23 protein-coding genes, 1 tRNA gene and 2 pseudogenes are annotated in these 26,862 nt (G+C 37.9%); 21 read left to right on the forward strand and 5 right to left on the reverse strand.

The window, feature by feature from the left end; genetic code table 11:
* Nucleotides 1–417 precede the first annotated feature (417 nt).
* Complete coding sequence (locus BrL25_RS15490) at nucleotides 418–768, reverse strand: BLB8/JUQZ-1 family protein (RefSeq protein WP_018673857.1); 351 nt, start codon at nucleotides 766–768, stop codon at nucleotides 418–420.
* Between the two features lie 542 nt (nucleotides 769–1,310).
* On the opposite strand from BrL25_RS15490, the gene BrL25_RS15495 reads away from it, so the two are divergent.
* Entirely contained in the window at nucleotides 1,311–3,332 is a 2,022-nt protein-coding gene (locus BrL25_RS15495; protein WP_018673858.1) for a serine hydrolase domain-containing protein, read from the forward strand.
* 313 nt (nucleotides 3,333–3,645) lie between these two features.
* The gene (locus BrL25_RS15500) at nucleotides 3,646–4,197 is read left to right on the forward strand and encodes a GNAT family N-acetyltransferase (protein ID WP_018673859.1); all 552 of its coding nucleotides are present in this window, start codon (nucleotides 3,646–3,648) and stop codon (nucleotides 4,195–4,197) included.
* 177 nt (nucleotides 4,198–4,374) lie between these two features.
* Here BrL25_RS15500 and BrL25_RS15505 read toward each other — a convergent pair whose 3' ends face one another.
* Nucleotides 4,375–5,100 carry a copper amine oxidase N-terminal domain-containing protein gene (locus tag BrL25_RS15505; RefSeq protein WP_018673860.1) on the reverse strand — a complete coding sequence of 242 codons (726 nt, stop codon included), beginning with the start codon at nucleotides 5,098–5,100 and terminating at the stop codon, nucleotides 4,375–4,377.
* A 756-nt stretch (nucleotides 5,101–5,856) separates the two neighbouring features.
* Nucleotides 5,857–5,932: transfer RNA gene (locus tag BrL25_RS15510), tRNA-Ala, on the reverse strand.
* A gap of 279 nt (nucleotides 5,933–6,211) precedes the next feature.
* On the opposite strand from BrL25_RS15510, the gene BrL25_RS15515 reads away from it, so the two are divergent.
* A complete protein-coding gene (locus BrL25_RS15515) occupies nucleotides 6,212–7,561 on the forward strand; it encodes a methyl-accepting chemotaxis protein (protein WP_018673861.1) in 1,350 nt (449 codons plus the stop codon).
* 146 nt (nucleotides 7,562–7,707) lie between these two features.
* On the opposite strand, the gene BrL25_RS15520 is transcribed toward BrL25_RS15515, so the two are convergent.
* Complete coding sequence (locus BrL25_RS15520) at nucleotides 7,708–8,046, reverse strand: TM2 domain-containing protein (RefSeq protein ID WP_018673862.1); 339 nt, start codon at nucleotides 8,044–8,046, stop codon at nucleotides 7,708–7,710.
* Nucleotides 8,047–8,254: 208 nt separating this feature from the next.
* The gene (locus BrL25_RS15525) at nucleotides 8,255–10,273 is read right to left on the reverse strand and encodes a methyl-accepting chemotaxis protein (protein WP_018673863.1); all 2,019 of its coding nucleotides are present in this window, start codon (nucleotides 10,271–10,273) and stop codon (nucleotides 8,255–8,257) included.
* Between the two features lie 316 nt (nucleotides 10,274–10,589).
* Here BrL25_RS15525 and BrL25_RS15530 point away from each other — a divergent pair, with 316 nt between their 5' ends.
* The 18 genes and pseudogenes from BrL25_RS15530 (at nucleotide 10,590) to BrL25_RS15605 (ending at nucleotide 26,787) form a co-directional block, all read left to right on the forward strand.
* Nucleotides 10,590–11,087, forward strand: coding sequence for a cation:proton antiporter regulatory subunit (locus BrL25_RS15530; RefSeq protein ID WP_018673864.1), 498 nt, complete (start codon nucleotides 10,590–10,592; stop codon nucleotides 11,085–11,087).
* Between the two features lie 7 nt (nucleotides 11,088–11,094).
* Complete coding sequence (locus tag BrL25_RS15535) at nucleotides 11,095–12,324, forward strand: cation:proton antiporter (RefSeq protein ID WP_018673865.1); 1,230 nt, start codon at nucleotides 11,095–11,097, stop codon at nucleotides 12,322–12,324.
* Between the two features lie 165 nt (nucleotides 12,325–12,489).
* Nucleotides 12,490–13,521: an acyltransferase family protein gene (locus BrL25_RS15540; RefSeq protein ID WP_026315342.1), complete on the forward strand. Its 1,032-nt coding sequence runs from the start codon at nucleotides 12,490–12,492 to the stop codon at nucleotides 13,519–13,521.
* Nucleotides 13,522–13,916: 395 nt separating this feature from the next.
* Nucleotides 13,917–15,074: a hypothetical protein gene (locus tag BrL25_RS15545; protein ID WP_018673867.1), complete on the forward strand. Its 1,158-nt coding sequence runs from the start codon at nucleotides 13,917–13,919 to the stop codon at nucleotides 15,072–15,074.
* A gap of 435 nt (nucleotides 15,075–15,509) precedes the next feature.
* On the forward strand, nucleotides 15,510–16,256 hold the full coding sequence (locus BrL25_RS15550) for a hypothetical protein (RefSeq protein WP_018673868.1): 747 nt from the start codon (nucleotides 15,510–15,512) through the stop codon (nucleotides 16,254–16,256).
* Between the two features lie 242 nt (nucleotides 16,257–16,498).
* The gene (locus BrL25_RS15555; protein WP_018673869.1) at nucleotides 16,499–17,782 is read left to right on the forward strand and encodes a helix-turn-helix domain-containing protein; all 1,284 of its coding nucleotides are present in this window, start codon (nucleotides 16,499–16,501) and stop codon (nucleotides 17,780–17,782) included.
* A gap of 14 nt (nucleotides 17,783–17,796) precedes the next feature.
* On the forward strand, nucleotides 17,797–17,934 hold the full coding sequence (locus tag BrL25_RS25220; protein ID WP_018673870.1) for a hypothetical protein: 138 nt from the start codon (nucleotides 17,797–17,799) through the stop codon (nucleotides 17,932–17,934).
* A 161-nt stretch (nucleotides 17,935–18,095) separates the two neighbouring features.
* On the forward strand, nucleotides 18,096–18,809 hold the full coding sequence (locus BrL25_RS15560) for a response regulator transcription factor (RefSeq protein WP_018673871.1): 714 nt from the start codon (nucleotides 18,096–18,098) through the stop codon (nucleotides 18,807–18,809).
* Nucleotides 18,799–19,836: a sensor histidine kinase gene (locus BrL25_RS15565; protein WP_018673872.1), complete on the forward strand. Its 1,038-nt coding sequence runs from the start codon at nucleotides 18,799–18,801 to the stop codon at nucleotides 19,834–19,836. The genes BrL25_RS15560 and BrL25_RS15565 overlap by 11 nt, the downstream gene beginning before the upstream one ends.
* 90 nt (nucleotides 19,837–19,926) lie before the next feature.
* On the forward strand, nucleotides 19,927–20,847 hold the full coding sequence (locus tag BrL25_RS15570) for an ABC transporter ATP-binding protein (protein WP_018673873.1): 921 nt from the start codon (nucleotides 19,927–19,929) through the stop codon (nucleotides 20,845–20,847).
* Complete coding sequence (locus BrL25_RS15575) at nucleotides 20,840–21,574, forward strand: ABC transporter permease (protein WP_018673874.1); 735 nt, start codon at nucleotides 20,840–20,842, stop codon at nucleotides 21,572–21,574. The genes BrL25_RS15570 and BrL25_RS15575 overlap by 8 nt, the downstream gene beginning before the upstream one ends.
* Nucleotides 21,575–21,663: 89 nt before the next feature.
* Nucleotides 21,664–22,263 carry an undecaprenyl-diphosphatase gene (locus tag BrL25_RS15580; RefSeq protein WP_018673875.1) on the forward strand — a complete coding sequence of 200 codons (600 nt, stop codon included), beginning with the start codon at nucleotides 21,664–21,666 and terminating at the stop codon, nucleotides 22,261–22,263.
* 256 nt (nucleotides 22,264–22,519) lie between these two features.
* Entirely contained in the window at nucleotides 22,520–22,759 is a 240-nt protein-coding gene (locus BrL25_RS15585) for a hypothetical protein (protein WP_018673876.1), read from the forward strand.
* Between the two features lie 336 nt (nucleotides 22,760–23,095).
* Nucleotides 23,096–23,389 (forward strand): annotated as a pseudogene (locus BrL25_RS15590) (phage tail protein); the annotation flags it as partial.
* Between the two features lie 263 nt (nucleotides 23,390–23,652).
* Entirely contained in the window at nucleotides 23,653–24,249 is a 597-nt protein-coding gene (locus tag BrL25_RS15595; RefSeq protein WP_018673878.1) for a hypothetical protein, read from the forward strand.
* A 143-nt stretch (nucleotides 24,250–24,392) separates the two neighbouring features.
* Complete coding sequence (locus tag BrL25_RS25735; RefSeq protein ID WP_104033844.1) at nucleotides 24,393–24,830, forward strand: HTH domain-containing protein; 438 nt, start codon at nucleotides 24,393–24,395, stop codon at nucleotides 24,828–24,830.
* A 17-nt stretch (nucleotides 24,831–24,847) separates the two neighbouring features.
* A pseudogene (locus tag BrL25_RS15600) lies at nucleotides 24,848–25,738 on the forward strand (IS3 family transposase); the annotation flags it as partial.
* A 218-nt stretch (nucleotides 25,739–25,956) separates the two neighbouring features.
* The gene (locus BrL25_RS15605) at nucleotides 25,957–26,787 is read left to right on the forward strand and encodes an aldo/keto reductase (protein ID WP_018671409.1); all 831 of its coding nucleotides are present in this window, start codon (nucleotides 25,957–25,959) and stop codon (nucleotides 26,785–26,787) included.
* Nucleotides 26,788–26,862: the final 75 nt, after the last annotated feature.

Genomic DNA, 26,862 nt, shown 5'->3' on the forward strand with positions numbered 1-26,862 from the left:
ACGGAAGAAAGGTGATTCGCGGAACCCCCTGCGGCCAAATTCTCTTCCACCAAAGCCTCTACCGCCCCTTGGTGGGGGATCATCTTCCATGTCGTCCCAACGCATAGGATAATCATATTTTCTATGCCTAGGGGGACAGTAACATTCACAACACTCCGACTTACGCCGCCTCATTTCACATACCTCCCTTATCTCTTACACTTAAAGGATATGCTGAACTTTGTAATCGGGTTTGGATGAACACCTATTTCCCATTAATGGACTAAGCCCGGAGCCAAATGGAGAAAAAATAAGTCCACATAACGAAACGTTTGACAGAGAAAAATTTATGAAAGCGGATTTAAAAGTCGAAAACTGGAAATCTAGCTATCAGAATCAGAAATTTCTTATATCAGGATACCATTATGGCAACGGTATTTAATAAGGCACAGTTATATTCCTTATATAATTTAAGGTACCGTATTTGTAGACATAAATGGATGCAGATCCAGGTTGAACTGCGGTAAATTTATTAAACTGGGTACTACTGTCGTATTCAACTTTTATAACCTCACGACTTTGAAACACTTTTTGTGACCATCCATCCTTCGTACTTATTCTTATATGCGAACCGATATTCCATGTTTCATTAGAGGTGCGGAGTGATGCTGAGACGTTATCAGGATGTTTGGCTGGTGTTGCACTTGCACTCGATACTGGTAGAAGTGGTGTGACTGTTATTCCAAAAGCTAAAGATAAAGCGAATAATGTTGAGACAACTTTTTTCATCAACGAAGCCCTCCTATCATTTGGAATGTTACAACAATAGATTACCTTTAAAACCAAATAATGTAAATATATACATGCAAATTGTAAAACCCCACTATAACCAAACGTACAATTGCAGGAAACTGATTCATTCGAACTCAAACAGATTAATAATACAGAGCAAGGAGCAAAAAACAATGTATTTGACCCCGACTATACCCCATATGATAGCCCAGAAAAAGCCATACACCGTCAGCTAGTAAATAACCCATTGATTTAGGAAAAAACACATTTTTACGACTTTGATCAGCATACTATGAACGGGACTATTTATTGCCTAGAGTAGCTCAATATCTTGGAACTGTATGGTTATGACGCTTTGTCACTCGGGATTACGAAAGCTGTTTTGGTAGCTTCGTGATAGAAATCTCACAACCCACAAAATGGTATCGCATTCCAGTTCTTACAAAAGGAGTGATCTTCTAGGGCGAACTCACAATGAATTGAATGTCGGACGATACGGCCATGTACATGAAGACATAACCAAAAGGAGAGTATCTATGATGCCTATCCATGTACTACTTCGGATAAAAATGTTTAAGGTACTAGGTTGGACCCTGCTTATTTTTTCTCTTATTGCTACACCGATGTCTTATGCAGCAGAAACGAAAGTAAAACCACTTGGACCAACAAATTCAAAAGAAGTGGAGAAGTTTGCTGATCAGTTTTTCAACCTTCCACAAATCAAAGATAAGCTCTCAGGTGCTGCATTTGTAGTGGTAAAGGATGACCAAGTATTGTTCAAGAAAGGCTATGGTTACGCTGATGTGGAGAAGAAACGACCGGTAGATCCAGATTCTACGGTATTTCGTATAGCTTCTATTTCCAAAGTCTTCACGTCCACAGCAGCTATGCAACTCGTGGAACAAAACAAATTAGACATAAATAAGGACGTTCAAGCGTACCTGAAGGATTTCAACATCAACAATAAGACAGGCAAAAAACTCACCTTGGATCATTTAATGGCACATATGACTGGTTTTGATTATGTCGATCTCCCTTCTATGGATAACAGTTCCCCGGAAAAATATTATCCATTGGATGAATTTGTTAAACAGAATGCGCCGAGTGTTGTACACAATCCCGGAGAAGTGTATCGATATGACAATTATGCTTTCGTCTTGCTAGGATACATTGTCCAAAATATAACCGGTATACCGTTTCATCAGTATGTGGAAAATAATATTTTTAAACCTTTAGGTATGAACAGTAGTAGTTTCATAATGAAACCAGAAATACATGCTAATTTGGCTACACCGTATGATAGCAAGAAAAAGCCAATTCCTGAGTATGGATTAATTCCGACGAATGCACCAGATGGGAGTATGTTGTCGACTGCAAGTGACATGGCTAAGTTCATGATTGCTCATCTTAATGGTGGTAAGTTTGAAGGAAAACAGATTTTGCAAGAAAAAACGGCGAAAACCATGCATCAAATTCGCCATAACCTACATCCAAAAATTCAAAATGGCGCATATGGATTCGAAACTTTTTTCCAAAACAATTATAATCATCAAGTTGTAATTGGCAAGGGCGGAGATTTGCCTGGATACCATTCTTGGATGTGGCTTTTACCAGAAAAGAAGATAGGCGGATTTGTCGTTTTTAATGGAGATGGAGCAAATTTTCGTGAAGAGCTGTTCAAAGCGTTCATGGATCATTACTATCCAAAACCAGTGGAAGATAAAGTAAATGTAAAAAGCACCAAAAAACAGCTGAATAGATTTGTAGGTGTTTATCAAGACTTACGATCCCCTTATTGGGTGTTTCGAGTAACCGTATTGGACGACGGACAACTAATGATTAAAGATCCTTTAGGCAAACATAAGCTTCTGCAAAAGGACCCGCTTTTGTTTGAAGATGAACAGGGAATGAAGGCAGCGTTTAAAGCAAATCCGAATGGCTCGATCGACTATTTTTACTACCATAAAGTAGATAGTTGGGCGCAAAAGAGACTGGAGCCAGAACGATATAGTGATGTCGATAAAGATCACAAATATGCTAAATATATTTACGATGTAAAACAGCTTGGGTATCTAATAGAAACCGCCGACAATAAGTTTCATCCAGAGGAGCCAATTACTCGTGGAGAATTTATTGCTCAATTAATACGAGTCTTAGGAGTTCCACCCTCAAAAAAAATGACTGCGTCTATGGATCTAACTGGTAACCAATACGCTGGAGACATTCAAAGTGCTCTCGATTTTGGCCTTGTGGAAAAACCCAATAATCAACGAATTGAGCCGAATAAAGCAATTACCCGAGAAGAGGCGGCAATGCTCATATGGCGAGTTGCCAATAAAAAACAAGTGCCTGTCTCTTCAAAAGTGGCTTTGATTGGCCAAACAAATCCCTGGGCTGTGGATGGAGTTCAGTATGTGGTCTCAAAAGGTCTGTACGGTCCAGAAGTGAAACCTAATAGTCGAGGAGAAATCGATTATAAATCCAAGCAGCCAATGCTTCGCCAGGAGGCGGCTGCACTGTTAAGTTTATTTTCACAACGATTTATCTCGAACGAACAGTAAACGAGAATATTCTCTTTTGTCACTTTGGCGATGTTATATGCTTAGGACGGTATGTAATAAGGAGCCGTTACTTTCAGAGGATAGACATTACTCCACAGAGAGCAGACGGACTCTCTGTGGAGTTTAAATTATAGTGGGGTTATAAGAAAAACCAGAAAAAATTCATATAATTCGGAAAAAAATATCTTGATATAGGAGTAGAAATAAGTAATAATTTCTGTAGCTTTACATTTTTTGTTACGAAGGGAATGAATTATGCCAGGTAGCTGATGGTCTTTTCTTACTAACCGTATAAAACATTGGAGGTAAGACCATGAAAACAGAAACAAGTATTGTAACAGAGAGATTATTACTAAGAGAAATGACCCTTGAAGATGCAGAGGTTTTATACAGCTATTGGTCAGATGATGAAGTAACGAAGCATATGAATGTCTCTTCTTTTACTAGTGTTGATCAAGCTAAGGAAATGATACAACTCTTACTTGATTTAGGGAAGGAAGACAAAGCATGCCGTTATTCTATTGTATTGAAGGAAACAAACGAGGTAATTGGAACTTGCGGGTTTAATTATATAGATCGAGAAGATAATCGAGCTGAGATTGGCTTTGATTTGGGTAGACCATTTTGGAAGAAGGGCTATGCTAGAGAAGGCTTGGAGGCGCTAGTTCGTTATGGATTTGATGCACATGAGCTTAATCGAATTGAGGCAAAGGTCGAACCCGAGAATGTCAACTCAAAGATGGTTCTAAATAAGCTCTCCTTTGTTCACGAAGGACTGCTACGAGAACACCAAAAATCCAAAGGAAAGTATGTTGATTTACACATATTTTCGTTACTGAAAAAAGAGTATCTTGAAAAGGAATAAAGGATTTCTATTGAGATTAGCATATAGAAAGTATCCTAAATAATTAATATGATCCCCTTTAAGTAACCAGGAAGAGAAGTACCTTCCTGTTACTTAAAGGGGAATTTTTTATGGGGAGAAGAAATTAAAATGAGAAAGGGCGACCCCAATAGGTCGCCATAAAACATGTTAGCTTTATTAGTTTTCCGTAAGCGTAATCTTTCCAGTAGATGCTTTTCCTTTGAAATCATACAAATCTTCATCTTCATCGGTATCAGTAATGGTACCTTCAATGTCTGCATCTTCAAAGGTAGAATCTTTCCAGACCATCTTACAAATTTTTGTTACAAAATCCTTGAGGTCATCCTCATCTAGATCATCGTACAGGTCTCCGTCTTCGTCCCTATCGAACTCAATCGTGATCTCGATATCATCTTCATCACCATATAAGGTAATATCCCAGTCAATATCTTCCCAATCGCCATATTTTTCCTGGATATCATCTTCAAGATCGTCTAAATCGTCGCTATAGCTACTTTTGCTGCTTTTTTTATCCAATTCATCTTGAGCATCCCGTAATTCTCTTTCCAAATCAGCAATTTTAGCGTCTTTGGTAGCTATTTGAGATTTCAATGAAGAGAAGGTTGGGTCATCACGATCTGTTACAGATACGGTGTAAGTTGCTTGATCCCAATCAACATTTTTGTTGAACACATCTGCCATCATACGAATTGGAATGTAAGTTGTGCCATTCACAATAAATGGTTCGGTAGGGGTTGAAATCTCATAGCCATTATGTTTTACCTTCACATTATTGTACGTAGCTTGCACATTTTTTTTCATAACCGCTGCATCAGTTGTCGCAGGTAGAGCTCCAATTAATAGAGCAGAGGATAATACTAGAATTGCCTTCTTTTTAAACATCAGGATCCCTCCAAGTTATCGTTCTTTCTAATGCTGAATTTTTGTCTTTTTACCAAAGCAAGAAGTCTGTCTGTTTTAAGAACAGAAAAATGCTGAAATTCTTTCCGGTTCTCACAATTTAGAATTTCAACTCCTTGGCTAACCTCTGTCATTTTACAAAAGAAAGAAGTCATGTAGATGTCAAAAAGAAATGTTTTTTAGGAAATGTATGCCAATTAACTATTTCGAGATCGAGCGATCATTGATTGGTATGTGAATTTGGGCTACACTTTTTCCTATGAAAAACAGTATTTTTATTGATTAGTAAGCAAACTCAGCTAGGTAGATAAAAAAATGGGCTGCTAGATAAGTCTAGCAAGCCCAGTGATTTTTAGTTCCATTTACAAGTTTCTTTTCATATTCCTACCCTGTATCCGATCTCACTTTACTAGTAATGGAATCTGCGTACACGGTGATGGGCAAATGGGAATCTTCTATTTTGGCTAGTAGTTAGAACGAGAGTGGCTTGAAGAAATCTAGCTTCTCATCCAAATAGCTATCATTTGTTTCAATGCTGCCCACGATATGTGGATCATGTATACATAGCTCCATTAGAAATAACTGAGTTCTTCGCGTGGGTTAGATTGTTTTTAATACGTCGTCCAGTTTGTTTACCTAAAATAAAAACCGTCTCCTTTCCGTAAAGTTAACGGATCAAAGACGGTTTACTATCGCTTCTATCAGGTGTACTACATTGTTTGACGCAGAAATCAAAAATGGTGGACCCTATCGGGATCGAACCGACGACCTCTTGACTGCCAGTCAAGCGCTCTCCCAGCTGAGCTAAGGGCCCATATTTTGTGAAGTTATGGAAAAAGTATAGCATAGCGTGTCCCCTCTATGCAACTAAAAAACTTAAAATTATGCCATTTCATCCAAACATGTACATATGATAAATATAAGACCCAAATATTCCGATAACATTGATGACAACTGGAAAGGAACGGAAATATACCTCTTACTAACTTAATTGTTATAATCAACCATAAAATTCCGGCTTCCAATCCAAAGTAAAAAATAAACGAGTTACGATCGAATAAATGATCATCCCCAAGTCTAAGGAGGAATTACCTTGTTTAAAATCTGGAATAAAAAAGACCCATCACCAACACTTGAATCATCAAGAGTAGATAAAAAGCAGATGGACAGTCTCCTGTCTTCCAAGGCTTCACAAGCTATAGCATCTACAAAAATAAGTTCTGCATCCCATACAGGTTCACTTATAAACAATGATACATACCATCACTTGCTCTCAAGCATTAATCTCTACGAGCAGAATATGAAGCTAAGTCAAAGCGGCAAGCTTTTGGATGATCTACAAGAGACGACCAAACGGGCCATACATGTGAGTAAGTCATCAGAAGAATTAGCTTGTTCAGTAGTAGACGTGGCCGAAAGTACAAGTAAAATGGCCCAATTTACCGAAGAGACAACAAGTAAGGCATACAAAAGTGGAAAGAGTATCAGTGAATCCCTAGCTATTTTCCGTGAAGTAGAACATTCCGTTTCTTCTATGAACGATACCTTCGATAGCTTGCAACAAGGGATTACTTCTACACATAAAATTGTCGATACCATTCAGAGTATCTCTAACCAAACCCATTTACTAGCGCTGAACGCTTCGATTGAGGCAGCAAGATCAGGCGAGCATGGGCGAGGGTTTGCAGTCGTAGCTCAAGAGGTGAGGAAGCTTGCGGAGGATACCAAGCGTGCTCTGGCGGATATTTCTATTCATATGGAAGAAGTAATGAAAACATCTCTGACAATGCGCGAACAGGTGCAAGTAACACAACAGCAGGTTGCAGTGGGAGCTCATCAGGCTACGGAGGCGGAGGTTTCTTTGCGGCATATGATTGACGAAATGCGTAGCATCGAGACACAGACTAGTAATATCGCATCAATTACGGAGGAACAAGCCGCAGCTACTCGGGAAATTGATGAGCATATACATAATATCGTGGAACAAATTTCGGAATCTAGTGACTCTTTACGTAATATGGGAATAGAAGTGAATGCGCTTTCGAGAGAGATAAACAAGACAAGATTGTACAACATTGAGGCGCATGGCAAGCAACATGAATGGCATGATCATCCGGATTTGTTAAAACGGGTCGTAATTCAAGATCATCTTTGGTGGGTGTGGAAGGTGTACAATGCTATTTATGGGTTTGAAGTATTAAATCCCTCTGAAGTCATAGATCATACGGCATGTCGTTTAGGGAATTGGTATAAGCTAGAACAAGATCGTGTACCAGTAGCGTTAAAGCCTGGTTTTGAGAAAGCGCACCATAATGTTCATCGTTTAGCAAAAGAAATTGCTGTCGCCCTTCAGAATGGGGATAAGCATCGAGCTAAAGCTTACCAAGCGGAACTAGAACGCGCTTCTAGTGAAGTCGTACGATTTATTGAAAAAATGATGTAACAGCAAAAATTTCATATTTTCTACTATCATACATGGTGATGACCCATCAAAAAAGCTCTCTAGACCTATAAAACGTCCAGAGAGCTTTTCGTTTATCAGCTATACTGATTATTTACTTTCATTTACTATACATTACCTGCACATCCTTATGTAGTTGTTACTATGTTGATCATTTTTACCTTTTGAATAATAGTTGTTTCCAACTGTTCATTAAGCTTATCGATGCGTTTTCCGATGAGAAATACGTCAATAATTGCCCAAACAGCAATTGGAATGAACAAGAGAAACCAACTGATGATCCCGACGACAATCATACCAATAGCAATCCCCGTGTCACCACTATAAAATCGGTGACCTCCTATGGTACCTAAAAAAATCAACAGAAGATAGGCAATTACCTTTGACTTTTTTCGTTTGTCAAATTCTACGTTTACCATGAGTTGTTGATTGGTGGTTAAGTTTCGTCTTGCAGTCAAATTATCCATGACATTCCTCCCAACAAGATGAGCACATACCCAAGCATTTATAACATCAAAAAGAATTGACAGCTGGTGGCTGTCAAATTCTTTGGGCATATGCATCTATTGTATGAGGGGGGATAATCAAATTTGCTTGTTTGCTGTTTATGTCTAAAAATATTCAAAATCGCAAAATGAACTACATGTTTACATAAGGAGTAGTATTTCTTTACACCTAAATTTTAAATCGCTTCAGCTCGTCCTGCATCTGCTTAGTCATGTTAGCTAATGTGCTAGCGGTAGCGTGTACTTCCTGAGCAGAAGCGGAGGCTTGCTCGGATGTGGCTGCAATTTCCTCTGAAGAGGCAGCAACTTCCTGCGAAATGCTGGAGCTGGATTCCACTTTTGCTATAATATCTTCCTTTTGCTGCTGCATGTGCTGGGCAGAGAGGCTAAGCTGCTCCAATTTTGGATTAATGCCATCAATTTCTGCCATGATGTTACGGAAAGAGGTAGTGGCTATATCCACTTCTGATTTTTGCCCAGAGATAGCTTCTTTCATTGATGTTGCATTCATCAACATTTGATCTGAATCTGCGGACACAGCGCTAATCATGTCTGCGATCATTTGGGAAGATTGTCGGGATTGCTCTGCTAATTTACGTACTTCATCAGCTACGACAGCGAAGCCTCTACCTGATTCTCCTGCTCTGGCTGCTTCAATAGCTGCGTTTAGGGCTAACAGGTTTGTTTGTTCAGCAATCTGATTAATGACAGTAGTGATATGATGAACATCTTTTAGGTTATCGTTGGCTGTGACAATATTTCCGATGAAATCCTGGAATACCTGATTTACTTCATCGACCGATGTGATGAGCTGATTCAGGTTTTGGTTACTTTCATTTGCTAAGGTATGAATATTTTTTCCGTTAGAGTCTACTTCTTCAATTGCACGGACCATCTCATCTAATTGTGTGCCATACGAGCTAAGTGTCTCACCAATCTCAATCAAATCTTCTGTTTGGGAAGTAACACCCGTTGCTACATCTTGAATGGAGATAGATACACTTTCCGTAGCGGTGCTCATTTCATTGGAAACGTTACTTAGGCTCTGAGAAGATTGATCGATTTCCGTCGATTGCTTTTGTACAACACCAATTAAATTACTAAAGGAGTTTTTCATATTTTGTAGCATGTGAGACAGCTCACCAAGCTCGTCTTTACGCTTGAGTAGCTTGTCATCGATTGATGTGTTTAGCTCGCCTTGTGCCATTCTTCCTAGAATGTCTTTAAAGGAGTGGATGGAACGACTTAGCGTATAAGCATACCAATAGGCAATACCAATAGATGCTAACAAGAAGAAAACAGAGATTAGTATTAAAAAATTTCGCATGCTATCAACGCCGCCAAGTAGATCATCGGAATTGATATAGATCACAATTCCACCGCCTGTAAGAGGGATCGGGGCGTACCCAACATATTTTTTTATTCCTTGATAATGATAAGAGCCAGAACCAGCATTTCCCGTAATCAAATCGGACAAAATGGTAGCGAGCTGTTTAAAGCTGTCATCGGTCTGAGACATCACAATCAAGTTTTCTTGTGTTTTCATTTTTGGAATATCATCAGTGACGACAATCGTTCCGGTTTTATCTACAACAAAGCCTTGTCCTGTTTCACTGAAACTAAGCGTAGACAAAAACTTTACCAATTCATCAGCAGATTGAACGACGTATACAACACCAATAATCTGATTTCCCGTACGGATAGGTGCAGCAAACACGATAATAGGTTCTTTCGTTTGGCTGGCGATAAATACGTCTGATGTATTTGAAGCTCCGGTCAATGCTTTTTGGAAATAGACCTTTTTACTAATATCTTTCCCTTCATTACTACCAATCACGGTCTTACCTGTAGCGTCTGCAATACCCCAATCTATTACACCATGCTCTTTTACTAGGGTATCAAGATTCTTTTTAATTGTTTCTGAATCTGTTTGATATTTTTTAACTGCTTCTCTAGCTGCTAAACTTTCTACAAATGTTATGTCATCTGTCAATTGAGCTTGATAATTTCCAGCTGCTTGTTGGGCAAGAGGCAAAAGCATTTCCTCTGCACTTGTGACCATTTGCTTTTGTGCTTCAAAGAAAGCAAGGCTTGTAAGTCCTAAGCAGGTTATGATCAGCAAGCCACAAATAATAAATAATAGCTGCCCTTTAATTGATTTAAACTGAAAGATTCCTTTCAATTTCAAAATAATCCCTCCATTTTTACACTTGTTAAAACAAGCATGTCTTTACATTTTTCGTACTTTAACATTAAAAAATTTATGGACAATTTGTTACGGATGTGTAAAAACAGCAGAAATAAAAATATACGAAAGCTATGTAAGTGCTTTTATTTTATAAATAAGTAAACCTATAGGAATTATGAAACTTTTTCGTGCTTGATTCGTATACAAAAAAAGTGATCAGTCCAAGAAGTGACCAATAGTAATGTTTAGCAAGAAAAAGGGTACACTGATTACATATTCTAATTCACTTTTATGTAGTGAGGAGGGCATTACAACAATGGATATTCGAGAAATTGAACTACCTGGGATCGGTCGAAAATTCGAAATGATTACAAGAAATAATGAGAAGGTGGTTATCGTTATTCACGATGATGGTCGAAGAGAGATTTATCAATTCGATGCAGAAGATCACGACGAAAGCATCTCTAGTGTGCTTTTTAACGATGCCGAAGCTAGAAAAGTGGCTGAAATTCTAGGTGGAGTTGTCTATAAGCCGAAAGCGCTTGAGACAGTTGAAATGGCTTTTCATGATTTAGTAATTGAATGGTTTAAGGTATCACCAAATGCTTTGGCAGTTAATCGGTCGATCCTAGAGGTGGATATTCGCAATAAGTACAGTGTAACTGTGATTGCGATCATGAAGAAGAATTTGAAAAATGTTCTGAATCCGGGACCAGAAGCGATCATAGAAGCTGGGGATACGTTAGTTCTAAGTGGGGAAAGAACACATTTAAAGGCGGCGATTCGTGAATTATTATCTAACGAGGGGGACTAAAATATAGATGGATCATTTGGTATTTGAGGTTGGAACTGCGCTTTTGTTGGTGGCGATTGCAGCATTGATTGCGGGAAAATTAAAATTCTCGATTATTCCGTTTTTAATTGTCTTGGGAATGATAGTAGGTCCACATGCTCCTACGATTGGGATTTTGGATTTTACATTTATTGAATCCCAGAAAATCATTGATTTTATGGGTAGGATTGGCGTTTTGTTTTTACTGTTCTATCTTGGGCTAGAATTCTCAGTCGGTAAGCTCATCAAATCAGGGAAATCTATCGCCGTTAGTGGGACCATATATGTAGCTCTTAACTTTGTATTGGGACTTATCTACGGTTACATGACGGGATTCCCATTGCTAGAAACTTTGATTATTGCTGGTTTTGTGTCGGTGTCCTCCAGTGCGATTGTAGCCAAAATCTTAGTAGATTTGAGGCGGACGGGAAACTCAGAAACAGAACTTATCCTGGGAATTATTCTCTTTGACGATATTTTCCTCGCAGTATTCCTTTCTATTATGTCAGGATTGTTGTTAGGTGGAGCAACATCGATTGGAGGAAGCATTCTATCTGTTCTCATTTCAATCGGATATATGTTACTGTTTTTTGTGATTGCGCGTAAAGGAACCCCTATCTTAAATAAACTACTAAATATTGCTTCAGATGAAATTTTTATTATTGTAGTGTTTGCAGCTTTGTTCTTTGTTGCTGGTTTTTCTGAAACCATTCACGTAGCAGAGGCAATCGGTGCCTTACTATTTGGCTTAGCATTATCAGAGACAGAGCACAGTAAACGAATTGAAAAGCTCGTTATTCCATTCCGAGATTTTTTTGGAGCCATATTTTTCTTTAGTTTTGGGCTCAGTATTGATCCATTAACACTAGGCGGTGCCATTTGGCTTGCGTTAGGTGTTGTTATTTTAACCATAGTGAGTAATTACGTTGCCGGTATGATTGCAGGCAGACGCTCAGGATTGTCTCATAAAGCGTCTAGTAACATCGGGCTAACGATAATGGCTCGCGGTGAGTTTACCATTATTGTAGCGAATCTTGGTATTGCAGGTGGGCTTATGCCTATATTAAAACCATTTTCTGCCTTATACGTGTTGATTCTTGCGATTCTCGGACCTTTGCTCACCAAAGAATCTAAGCTCGTTTATCAGTTTATGAACAAAATTTTTGGCTGGAGTCAAAAAACAGAAAAAAGGGCAGAGAAGAAGATAGAGAAGTCATAACGAAGAGAATATAGGCTTAGGCTTATAATATATAGAAGGATAAAATTGGGACTTAGTTCAGTAAATATTGGACTAAGTCATTTTTTTATTCATTTTCCACAGGAATTCCACGTTTGTTTGATAAAATGATAAAAACGAAGACAAAAACAGAAATCGGAGACTAATATGTACATGGATTCGAGAATAGTAAAATCGTTGTTTATTCTACAATTGCTCTCATCATTTCTAGTGTTTGCTGGACATTACACCGCATTAGTGCTCAACTATACAGATCCATTTTGGATTATCGCTTTAAATCAAATCAGCCGTTATGGAACTGTTTTTTTAGCAATTATTACGGGATTTTTTACTGCCAGATCCCTGGAACGATTAAAAGGGAGTGGTTGGAGCTTTTTCTCGGGAAAGATTACTTATATCGTTATACCGTTCCTATTATTTGGTGTTTTGTACCACTATTTATTAACGGAACAGCTCCCTTCGCACAGAATTGATTATCTTAACATCATACTTGGTAAAACGGGTGGGCAGCTTTATTTTATTTTCATGCTTTGCCAATATTATGTATTCGCTTACATTTTTAGGAATATTATTAACAAAAAGAATATTCTTGTGTTGATCTGGGTGTTTATGGTATTCCAATACGTGTATATTAATTACTTACACCAGCCTTGGCTTGGGTTGAGCACACGGCATGTGTTACCTACCTGGATTTTCACATTTTACTTGGGACATATCATTTATTGGTACCGTGAAAAAATCATTCTGTTATTGAAGAATAATCAGCCTGTTGTTGTAGGTTTTGTTGGAATTTCCTTATTTAGTGCAGTACTGTTTGTATTATCTGAAACAACCTACGTAGCGGTTCATATGCGGTTTGTATTAGCGACGCTTGTTACGTTGCTAACAGGCTTACTTTTTCTGTTCGATTGGGCAGAATATATTCCTGTGACCTTTCGTAAAGGCTTGACCTTTTTCATATACCTTACACATTCAGCTGTTACTATTTTAGTAAATAAGACATTGATTGGTTATCTAGGTGATATCGCTTGGATTTTTGAAAGTACGTGGTATACGCTCATTTATTTAGTCATTATTTATTGCATTACTTTTGGAATTTCTATGATTTTGTCTAAAATGATGAATCTGATGGAGGCATATAAACGGAGGAAGATTAAGCAAATAGAAGGCCAAATGTAAAAAATGGTTGATGCATGTATTCATACTGCATCAACCATTTTTTGATAATACATTAGTTGTTGTTTGGTTCTGAATCCCAGTCTGCAAGCACAGCTTTTCCTTGATTCCAGACTTTCTTTGTCATAGTTTCTCTTCGTAGTTAGTTCATTTAAATAGGATTCAAGGTATGTAAATCTAATTGTTGTTTTATTATGCATATTCAGACTTTATATTCACTTATACGATTATGTCAATCAGAAACTCATAGTCTCTTTTTTGTTTCATTAGTTACGTTTATAATAGATAAGTGATTTTTGTTTTCCCCTTTACTAGTGGATCGTATCTCAATACATTCAGCTTGTGATAGACGGGGCATCATCTAAGACAAAAACATAGACAAAAACATGGAGGTTTTCATGAATAAAAAAGAGGTGGCAGCTTGTCTGTCCGCGTTCTTGCTCCTATTGTTACTGGGCTGTCAGTCTGTTGAACACCAAGCCCAACAAGCCCACTCTGAACCCAAACAGCTAGAGTCTTTGAATAAAACAGACATACAAAATATTTGTACCGATGAGCAAGCTTGTATAGAGCTAGGGAATAGACTGGTTCAGGAAATCAGTGTAAAAATCCCTGAGCTTTTTTCGATGGAAGAGTATGTAAAGGATGGTAATACAGAGTCGGGAGCCAGAGCGAAAGGATTATCTATTGACGCTAAGAAACCAAACGATCTTGAATCAAACGTGCTGATAAAATACAAAATTGATGAAAAAGATGAGTTAATAGATCCACATTTACAAAAACTGGATACTAAAAAATGGAAAAAGTTTTATGCAGACACTGGCATGAATAGCGATGAGATTGAAAAATTACAAAACGATGCCATGTTACATCAAAAGATGTGGAACTACTATAAGGCGTTAATTCCTAAGGCCCAACGCAAACAGCTTACAGATTTCACGGTTATGACCGATGGGAGACAACATATCCTTGCTAATATGGTTCAATCAGAGGTTGAATCCAAAAACTGGAATCTAGAGATGGATGTGCTAGATGTACATAGAGACAATCCAAAGCTAGTAAAAGCACTGATACATGAGACTGCTCATCTAATCTCACTAGGCGAAGATCAGATAAGCAGTGAACATAGCTACATCGAGCATAGTAATACGAAAGCAAAGGCGAATCAAGAAGCCAATAAAGTGAAGTGTGAAAGCCTGCATGTAAACGAAGGCTGTACGAAAAAGGATTCCTATCTACATAAATTTTATCAACAATTCTGGTCGACGTATGAAAAAGAATGGGAACAGAAGAATGTAGAGACCGATGAAGCGGCTAAACGGGTTTTCTACGATACCTACCACCAAGAATTTGTATCCGAATATGCCATAACCAACGTAGTAGAGGACTGGGCAGAGACATTTACCATGTTTACGCTACATGATTTTAGTCAAAATGAAACGACATCAGAAAGTCAGCAGAAGTTCGCGAAAATGAAATCCCTGTATGCTTATCCTGAACTAGTTAAGGCGAGAACAGAAATTTTATACCAATTGTATAAGCTGCTACCAGAATAGAAGTAGTAGGAGGAAAAAGGAAATAGCTATAATGAATCAAAAGCCAGAGGCCCCCTTATACGGAGTCATCTGGCTTTTGATCTGTCATTTTTGTCACTACTGTATGATTGGAATAGAACCGTTATATTTATGTTCCTCTTCAAAATGGCGAAATACATTCATTTGATAGGACTTTTTTAGGAACGCTAAGGAAATGTAGTTGTTTGTCAAGTGTCGTCCAACTGTTGCGAATAAGGATAGGGCCAGGAACGATTTTGTGACAGGTTTAGGATATTTTTTTGCGGGAAGAGCAAGCCTCTTTTTTTGTAAACAATTTAGTTAGATAGTAATATTGCTAGTTGGTTTCTAGTGAATTTATAATAAATGAAATGTTTAGTGTTTATGTACATCTCGGATTATAGGATCAAACTTTATTAAAGGAGGCTACGTTATCAAATGAACATTCCTCAAAAATTTTTTAAAGCATTTCCAGCGTATGAAGATGTATTTTATGATGAGATAGAACAACACCGCAAGCATTTCCTGCCTATTTGTTCGATTAATTTACAGTGTGTGTTTCCGGAACTAGATGAGTGGGTGCATTTTGTATCGGCTAAAGCTATCTATGAGGGTTGTGTAGGGGAGGATACCCCAGATTTTCATACAGAATATACGAAAGAGGACATGCTTGGCTTTACGGTGATAGATGGAAAATATATGTTTGAAGCGGATTGGGACTATTTTGGAACGGATCAACAAGAAGAAGAGACCAATGCTTACCTAGAGAATAGAAAAAATTTCCAAATAAGAAAGGAATACTACGAACGAGTGGGTTCGATTTACCCGTACTCCAGTTTGGGGGAGGAGATTCAGAATGTAGAGGAATTAGTTCAGGATATTCAGGATAAACAGGAAGAGGGCTGGGGACTGGAATATCCAGCTATCAATGGGTTTTTGGATGATATAGCGTTTAAATCTGAAGAAACGCAAAAATTTATGAAAGAGTATGACGTGAGTATGGAAGAGATGGAAAGCTTTGAAAATACTAATCTCATCAATATTCCTACAAGACCAGATGGCCGTACTTTTACTTATGTTGGTTCTCTGACAGGTTATTTTTTCCAAGCTTATGGAGCAGATAGCTTGTATTTGTTTTATGATCGAGATTTGAAAAAAGCAGTGGTTTGTTTTGAGTATACGTGAGAAATAGCTTGCATAGAGGAAACACGAATGTAACCTTACGTATTATGTATTCGAATGTGGGAATGTGTTACCAAAATAAAGGCTGTCGAGGACATCGGCAGTCTTTATTATTTTTAACCCTCTAAATGCTATAAAATACTATGAATCAATCCATTATTTTTTATTGTTATTTACATAAATATACAGAAGGGTTAAAATTAATAAAAAATGCTACGTTCTATAAATATAGGAAGGGGATTCATATGGTCGACAGTAAAACTACCCAAACAATCGGGGAACTGATAAGAGCAAAAAGAACAGAGTTAGGCATCAGTTTATCAGAGGTATCCAGAGTGACTGGGGTTAGTAAGGGGGTTATTTCCAAAGTAGAAAGTGGTGAGACTAAGCGCCCAGAGTTACGAACTTTAAAACCAATCGCAGATGTTTTAGAAATCCCTTGCGAAGAGATCATTGAATGTTGTATTGAAATGGAACAACGAGTTGGTATTTTGGATGTATTTTTATCAGAATCCATTGAAATTTCCAACCTTTCCTTAATCACAAAAGTGGCGAACAAGCTCCTTGAGTCTCCTCAGGAGGATACATATACATTATTAGAACATTTGTATAAACTTGCGAATAAGAACACCAATACAGCGATCCGGTTAACCCTATATAATATCATTATTACATACGCCAGAGTTCATGGAGTACCGATGTATATTGCTAAAGGGTTATATCAAAAATACTTAATTGAGAGAGAAGATTTGAAACGTTTGGAAGAATCGTTTAAAGTAGGAGAAGAATCATTATATTATGTTGATTTTTTATCTGATGAAGAAAAAATTACTTTTTATTTTAGAATGACATTGCATGCCCATAACACGAAGAAATTTGCTGAGTGCATCGAGTTATGTAAGATGGGCCTGAGAAAAGAAACTCCAGGAACCGAGTTAAAGGCTAGAGCTCACTTAGCTATGATTAACTCCCTGTTATTTTTAGAAAATTATGATGAAGTAGAGTATCATTTAGATGTTTTCGAACAGTATCCGTATCATTTTGTACCGGATGCTACGAAAATTACTCGTGCTATTGTAAAAGCGAAAACGAAGCAGTTTGATGTAGCTATTCCAATGTTACAAGAGTGTCTAGATGAGGTAAGTAAGGATCTGAAAATACACGTGGCGAATGAACTATTTGATGTATTTTTTCAAACAAGAGACATGAACTCAATTGCAGAACTGCTGACCTTAGAAGAGGAATGTATGATTAGTAATCCTCAAACACCCTATCAGCATATTTCTATCGGAACATTCTACCAATTCAAAGGGGATTTCATGATGGAAACCGGTTCCCTTGAACAAGGAAAAGAGAGCTATCTGTTGAGTTTAGGTACTTTTAAAAAAGTCAATGCCTACCAAGAGTTAACAGAGTGTATGAAACATATCTTTGAATATTTTTCAAAAAATTTAATGTCAGTAGATATTGAATATGTCAAAAGATTAAATGAAGTGTATAATGGTGCTGTAAGAAGAAAATGTAACTAGAGGGGGAAAATGGAGTGAAAAAAGCTGTTGCCGCAACGGTATTATCCTTATCTTTATTAGTAGCGATGAATGTAGTTCCTCTAAACAAAACAACAAGTTCAAACATAACTGCTTTAAAAGCTTATCCAACTGTAGTTGATCCTGGTCATTAATTTCATAGTTTTCGATAAGAGCGCTATCACATTGATGCGCTCTTTTTTAGTGCCGAAAAACTAGAGTAATCACGTAGTAGCTTCTTTCCCACCCAAAAGCGAAGGTCTATGCCTTTGAAGATGGTATAATGCGTTAGAAGAGATAAGAAACGGGTGAAAATATGGAAGATATTCGAGTACTTATTGTCGATGATGAAAAAGAAATTAGAGATTTGCTACGAAAATATCTTGAACGAGAGCTGTATCAGGTAGATGTGGCAGTAAATGGAGAAGAAGCTCTTCAGATGTTTGAAAAAAATAAATATAACCTCATGATCTTAGATGTCATGATGCCTAAGGTTGATGGTATAGAGGTATGTAGAAGGCTTAGAAATAAAACGAACATTCCTATCCTAATGCTCACTGCTAAGGATCATGAGATAGATAAAATTCTGGGTCTCGGCATTGGAGCAGATGATTATATTACCAAGCCCTTTAGTATTAATGAAGTGGTTGCTAGAGTTAAGGCAATCATGAGGAGATTTCTATTACTAGGTAGCGATAGTAGTTCTCATGAGAACACACTGATAACATTTAGAGGTATTACGATTGATCTTAAAAAATATACCGTACATCTAGCTGGAGAAGAGATAAGCTTAACAGCGAAAGAATTTGAACTACTGAAATTTTTTGCTTCCCATCCCGAGCAGGTTTTTACGAAGACACAACTCTTTCGTAATGTTTGGAATAGTGAATACTTAGAAGACGATAATACAGTGATGGTACATATCAGAAAGCTCAGAATGAAAATCGAAGCTAATCCATCCGAACCAAAGTATATTCAGACAGTATGGGGAATTGGGTATAAGTTTGTAGGTGAAAAAAATGAGGTATGACAAAATAAGCTTCCTGCTTCTCCTTCAGTTCATAATCTTGGTATGCTTACTATTTATGGATGGAAATGGGCGACCCGAAGGTTTCATGAGAGGCGCGTTATTTACTGTTTTATTTGTTATAACCGGAACTCTTTTTGTAACAAGGCTCGAATTCGTGAGGAAAGTAAAGAGTATGGTTGTAGAGCTAAGACGTGCCATTCATGGAAACTTTCATACAAGATTATTGGCTAAAAACGATCACTTATTTAATGAAGTGATTTTTTCTATTAATGAATTAATTGACCAGCTAGAAAGAGTTCAAGTCCAGACGATAAAGTCAAAGACAGCCAGAAGAAGTCTTTTATCTAGTATTTCCCATGATATTCGTACTCCTCTTACATCTATGATTGGATATGTTGATGCTCTAAAGGATGATGTGGCTACTTCAGAAGGTGAGAGACGGGAATATTTAGAGATTATCTCGAAAAAATCGGGCGGTTTGAAACAATTAATTGATGAAATATTTCATATGGCAAAATTAGATGCGGATGAAATCCCCTTACAGCTAGAATGGCTTGATTTTGCGGAGATGGCTAGGGAATCGTTGATCGAATTTTTGCCTGAGCTAAAAAAATATCAGATGGAGCTGAAGGTCTGTATTCCTGAAGATAAATGTCTAATCGTGGCTGATCGCCTGAGTCTGTTACGAATTATGAATAATATGATCAAAAATGCTGTGCAGTATGGGAAACAGGGGAAAGTGCTAGGCATTGAATTGACTGAGAACGAAAAAGAGTACCAACTGTGTATATGGGACAAGGGTGCAGGGATTTCCAAAGAAGATGTACCTCATGTATTTGATAGGATGTATCGCACAGATCGCGCAAGGAACTCTTTACTTGGAGGTAGCGGGTTGGGTCTTGCTATAGCTAAGAGCCTTGTAGAAAAGCATTCAGGAAGAATATGGGTGGAAAGCGAGCCAGAAATAAAAACGATTTTTGGCTTTTCTATTCCCAAGCAAAGGCATGAAATGGAATTTAAGAATTAATTAAGAACAAATTAAGAGGCAATTAAATTCGTCTGCTTATCATGTAACTATGAAAGGCTAGTGACAATGTTTTTATAGCAGGGGGACAACATGAGTATAATCATTAAAACAACGCATGTAACTAAGACTTATGGTACTCAGATAGCAGTAAATAACCTTCAGATGAACGTAGGGCAAGGACAAATTTACGGTTTTCTCGGTCAGAATGGTGCAGGAAAGACGACAACTATTCGTATGTTGTTAGGCTTAATAAAACCCACCCAAGGGAAGATTGAAATATTCGGAGAAAATTTGCTTAAAAAAAGGAAAGAGATCTTAAGAAGAATTGGTTCGATTGTGGAGTCCTCAGGATTCTATGAAAACTTAACAGCTAGAGAAAATCTCTTCATTAATGCAAAACTCATGGGTGTTCATAAGAAAAATGCAATAGAAGAAGCCTTAGAGATCGTCGGACTTCAAAATGAGACGAAAAAGCTGGTCGGAAAATACTCATTGGGAATGAAGCAGCGCCTAGGTATAGCCAGAGCCATTTTGCATCACCCTGAGCTGTTACTATTAGACGAACCAACCAATGGTTTAGATCCGATTGGCATTAAAGAAATACGAAGACTGATTAAATCTCTAGCACAAGAAAGAAATATTACGATTTTAATTTCTAGTCATATTTTATCGGAAGTAGAGCAACTGGCAGATCAGATAGGAATTATTCATGAGGGGAAGCTACTTGAGGAAATCTCCTTAGAGGAGCTTAGAGTCAGAAATCGTAAATATCTTGAGTTTCAGGTATCGAACGATAATAAAGCAGCTATGCTCATGGAGGATCAGTTTCAAATATCAGATTACGAAGTTCATGAAGAAGGAATTATTCGTGTGTATTCACACCTTGGTCAACAGGGAAAGCTTAACAAGCTGTTTGTAGAGAATGATATTGAAGTAAGTAAGATTACGATGAGCGAAGATAAGCTAGAGGATTACTTCACTAACTTAATTGGAGGTGGGACTATTGGTTAATTTGTTTTGTATTGAGCTTTTAAAACTGAAGCGAGCGAAGATGTTTTTTGTCAGCATGATAGGAGCAGCTTCGGCCCCAATCATGGTATTTATCGGATTTTTAAATATGAAGATGAAAACTCCTGATGTATCAGTTCAATTTCATGCTGCTTTTTACAATACGAATTTGTATACGCTTTTGCTAATAGGAACACTTCTGTATGGAGTAATTACAGCTTATCTCTTTAATCGTGAGTATGTGGAAGATACATTAAAGAACCTGCTAACCATTCCTGTGTCGAGAGCTAGCTTTATTGTAAGTAAATTAGTTTTACTACTCGTTTGGATTTTACTATTAACGATAATGGTTTGGGGACTGACCTTGATTTTAGGACTTATTGGACAGTTTGAGGGTCTGAGTTCCACTTTATTAATACAATCCTTTACACAATATATCATAGGTGGTTTCCTACTTTTTCTTTTGTCAACTCCAACTATGCTTGTAACATTTCTGTTTAAAAATTATGTCCCAACGATCATATTTACTGCAATGATCACGATGACAAACGTAGCGCTTGCAAATTCTGAATATCGGGTATTGTTTCCTTATTCAGCTGTACATGTAATAGCTACTAATGGGTTTGTTCCTGAATATGCACCAGTGTACTCTTATCTATCTATTTTGATTACATCGATAGTTGGATTCATTGTAACCACGATTTATTTCAACAAGGCGGATATTCATTGATTTTTGCCCCTTCTTTCAACGAAATAAGGAGACTAAAAGGTAATGGTACTGTGTTATTATAGTTTTTTTAAATAGGAGGAATGTAAAAAATGAGTTTTTCTGAGTTAAACATTGATGTATTTCGATCAATTAATGATTTGGGTAAACAATATGCTGCATTAAATCCAGGTGTGGTTTTTATTGCAGAATATATGGTGTATTTTTTAGGTTTGGGCCTTGTCGTCTATTGGTTTACTCGTAACCACAGAAATAGAATGATGGTCATTCAAGCGGTGATTACCTTCATCCTTGCCGAAATTTTGGGCAAATTGGCCGGTCTTTTTTATTCCCACTACCAGCCATTTGCGGTACTGCAAGACGTCAATCAGCTTGTTGAACATGCCATAGATAACTCGTTTCCAAGTGATCATTCAATCTTGTTTTTTTCCATTTGTGCTTCATTCTGGCTTATGCGCAAAAAAGAAGGCTGGCTATGGCTTGTCCTCGCTGTATTTGTAGGACTCTCCCGTGTTTGGGTAGGTGTTCATTATCCAGTTGATGTCATAACAGGGGCACTTTTAGGTTTTATCTCAGCCTTGTTTGTGTATTGGGCAGTGCCAAAGGTCTCTTTTATACAACAAATACTTGCTCTTTATGAAAAGATAGAACAAAAAATAGTACCGTCCAAAAACAAGTCCAAGAACCTGTAAGAAAAACCGCGGAGATAATCCCGCGGTTTTTCTTATGTATAAAGAAGACAGTTTGCATGTTATTTTGATGTATTGTCGAAAAATGGCACAATTTGTCATACGTTTCAACATTTTCAATTGATATATTCTTAGCGGAACATTCTTTAGAATAAAAAGATAAAATAGAAAATACCTTATTTATCACAGGAAGTAATGGGTAGCATGTATGTAAAAGTAACGGAATGCGAAACTCACAAGACAGAAGGAGGATTTTAGGATGGCACTCGTTTGGGCAGATGAACCTACAGTAAGGAACAAGAATTCCCAGAAATCAAATGAACATGAAAAAAGAGAGGTCCCTTCCGCCGACCAAAGCCAAGGAACATCTCTTCGTTTTAAACCAAAAACGCTTTCTTATCTTAGTGTAAGGGACAGACAAGCTTCAAGGCATCAAAGTAACACGAAATTTCCTGAAAAAGGTAAAAGTATCGTTGGTAGCATTTCGGCATACTTTTAAACCGAAACAAAGAGCATACAGTAAGATTTCCTCAAAAAGCAAAATGTTGCTCCTAGTTACTATAAGGAAAGACAAGCATGGGAAGGTAAAGCACAAAAATGCATACAGGTAGTAAGAGTAAAGGGATGTATGGGAAAAAAAGCGGCACAGGTCGGTTTGTGAAACGGCAACGAGAACAATTTAATAGAGAGAGTAGCGGGCCGCCTAAAAGCGGCCTTTTTTGTACATGATTTTAGACTCGTATTTCTCATGAAAGAATAGGCTATAGGTCATTACGAATAGCACATTGTCTGAATAGATTATAGAAAAATGCCAACAGGCGGAAAGGAAAAAAACATGTCTGAGCCGTTTTTGGGTGAAATCCGTTTGTTTGGATTTACATTTGCTCCTCAGGGTTGGGCATTTTGTGATGGACAATTACTCCCAATTGTACAGAATCAAGCGTTGTTTTCTTTGCTAGGGACAACATACGGTGGTAATGGAAGTACAACTTTTGCACTGCCTGATTTAAGAGGAAGAGTAGCCATTCATAGGTCAGACAGCTTTCCGATTGGGCTGTCTGGTGGAGAAGTGACTCATACTTTAACTGTTGCTGAGATGCCTACCCACACGCATCAAGCCTTGGGCAGTCTATCTGCCCCTGAAATAAAAATAATTTGTTGTTACCCTTCGTTATAGAACAAGCCCTTTTTTGATTCAAAGGGATTATTTTTGTGGTAAATAGGACAAATGTGATCGACAAGCCAGTAAGGTGGAAGACGTTTCAGTATGTAAAGTGGAAGGCAGTTTTTGGATGGTTACACATTACAGGCGAATAATGTTAAAATAGAAGGCATGTTTCATTCAGCAGCTTTCTTGTAGAAGTTGCAGTCCAAAGAAAGGTGATGAGGAAGATGAAAAAAATGAAGGGGACTCTGCTTGTCCTACTCGCATGTGCTATGTTGACAGCTTGCTCCAATAACTCAGGAGAACAAGCTCAGCCTACTAAAGTAAACCCAGAAGGAACACCAGCACCAGCAGCTGTTGATACAAAAGCTAATAATGATTTTAAAGGTGAACCAATAAAGGATAGTAAAGGTTTACCGGACCCAAGTCAAATTAACGTTTATAACTACGGGAACAAGAAGACATTAAAATCTACGGATGCTGATTTTAAAAAAATTGTTGAACTGACAAACAAACGTATGGGTATCGTGGGAGAAATCGTTCCTACTCAGGAAACGGAGCTAAGTATTGAGAAAGCAACTAAATTAGGTCTAGCGATTGAATACGTATATGATCAGCCAGTGGAGCATCAAATTGTGGCGAAAGAAAAACAGGGCGATAAGAAAGTAAACACTACTGTTACGGTTACTTCTAAGAGCGACATCTTTATCTTTTCTGGCAACGAAAGTGACAGAATGTATTATAGCGAAGATGGTAAAACCTATACAGACAAGCCTATTCGTCTAACTGAAACGAAGGAATTAACCAAATTAATTTCTAAATAATAGAATCGTTTAGACGAAAAAAACAAATCAATGGAACCCATTTGTGAACTGTGACCCGTAAGATGGACATTTTGAAAAAAGTGACCTTCTTACGGGTCTTTTGTGTTTTAATCAACTTATTAAAATAAAGCGAGGAAAGAATTGTGGGAAAAACAAGAGCTAATTCAAAGGTTTTCACGGAACAAGAAATGAAACATCTTGAAGCTAACCCTTATGTTCAGCATGTAACGTACAAAAGTATTACTTATGCACCAGCATTTAAGGTAGCAGCTGTCAAAGCGTATCAAGAGGGACAAACACCTATGGAAATTTTTTGTGGTGCTGGTTTTGACATAGACGTTATTGGTCATGACAAACCAAAAACATGCTTAAAACGTTGGCGTAATGTGTATCAAATTCATGGAGAGATCGGCCTTTTAGAAGAACAACGAGGAAAGAAAAGTACGGGTAGACCCTCGACAACGGAGTTGTCCGTAGAGGAAAAGCTTAAACGAGCTGAGGCGCGTATCAAGTTTTTAGAGGCGGAGAACGACTTTTTAAAAAAGCTCGACGCGCTCGAAAAGCAGAAGTTGCAGAGGTAACGTTATCCCCCTCCGAGCGCTATCAAATCATTAATCGCACCATACGTCAGTACAATTTGCGTGATGTAACACGATATCTTTGTAAACTTGCATGTGTTAGTGCGAGTGGCTACTACCGTTGGCTTCGTGCGGAGAAAACTAGACAGCTACGAGAGGATGCGGACGAGCATGACATTAAACTTATCAAGAAGCACTTTGACGCTCTTCGTGGTAAAGCAGGAGCATTAGTTATTAAGATGCGACTTGAGCGTGAAAGTGGAGTGATCATGAATCATAAAAAGATTCGTCGATTGATGCGAAAGTATAAACTTGTTGCTACCATTCGCCAAGCCAATCCCTATAGAAAATTAGCTAAGGCAACGCAAGAGCACCAAACATGTCCCAACCTGTTGCAGCGTCAGTTTGATCAGGGAGAACCTGAAAAAGTACTGCTCACCGATATTACGTATATGTATTACGGTAATGGTCAATGTGCCTACCTGTCGGTAGTCAAGGATGGGGCAACAAAACAGATTTTAGCTCACTATCTTTCTTCTTCTTTAAAGCTTCCATTGGTGAGGATTACTTTGAAACGACTGTTCCAACGTCTAGATGGCAACATTCACCCCGAAGCCATTCTACACTCAGACCAAGGTCTGCATTATACCCACTTTAAAACCCGTCGCTTAATCAGGAAAGCAGGCTTTAGGCAGTCCATGTCCCGTAAGGGAAACTGTTGGGATAATGCTTCCATGGAAACTTTTTTTGGTCATATGAAAGACGATTTGGAATATAAGACATGTCAAACGATACAAGAGTTGAGGGATCGAGTAGACAGTTACATTGATTATTACAATTCTGAACGTTACCAGTGGTCATTAAAAAAGATGACCCCTGATGAATTCAGAAGTCATCTTTTAGCTGCCTAGTTAGGTATTCTTTTAAAACTGTCTACAAATAGGGTCACAGTTCATTGCATGACATATGGGTTCTTTTTTTCTATGAAAATATGCTAAAAACGTTGCGAGGTATGAAAAATATAGAAGATAACACATACAATAGGTGATAAACGGTTTCTCTACATGCTACAATGAAACTGTTGCTGTTACATACAGCACTTTTAAAAAAGCTGAGGAGGGGAACAGCAGTGGTAAAACATCTCGCAGATTGTACAGTACTCCAAAATGGAGTGAAAATGCCTTGGATTGGTCTTGGTGTTTGGAGAGTAGATGATGGAGATCAGGTTGTTCACGCAGTGAAAACAGCAATTCAGCACGGATATAGAAGTATTGATACTGCTATGATCTACAAGAATGAAGAAGGGGTTGGCCAAGCAATTGCTGAAGCTGGGGTTCCCCGTGAAGAATTATTTATTACTACTAAGGTATGGAATAGCGATCAGGGCTACGATACGACGCTAGCTGCTTTTGATGAAAGCTTGAAAAAACTTGGTTTGGAGTACCTTGACTTGTATTTGATTCATTGGCCGGGTACCGACAAATATGTGGATACGTGGAAGGCATTAGAGAAACTATACAAAGATGGAAAAGTCCGTGCAATTGGTGTCTGCAATTTCCACAAGCATCATCTGGAAGAATTGATAAAAGCAGCGGAAGTGAAGCCGATGGTGAACCAGATTGAATTGCATCCGCTCTTAACCCAGAAAGATTTGCTTACATATTGCAAACAGCACAACATCCAAGTCGAAGCTTGGAGTCCGTTGATGCAAGGAAATTTAGACCATCCTGTTTTGGCTAAATTGGCACAAAAATATGAAAAAACACCGGCCCAGATCGTGCTACGTTGGCATTTGCAAAACGGTGTTGTTATTATTCCAAAGTCGGTTAATGAGAATCGTATTAAGGAAAATGCAGCTTTGTTTGGTTTTGAACTGACAGCTGAAGATATGGGCAGAATCAATGATCTGAATCAAAACCAACGTTTTGGTCCCAACCCAGACGAGTTCTTTTTAGTCTGATGTAATCAGTATTAGGTAAAGGAAAAACGCCTCTTATGATGAGAAGGTTTCATCAAAAAGAGGCGTTTTTTTGAA

This window comes from Brevibacillus laterosporus DSM 25, assembly GCF_002706795.1.
GTDB lineage: Bacteria > Bacillota > Bacilli > Brevibacillales > Brevibacillaceae > Brevibacillus_B > Brevibacillus_B laterosporus.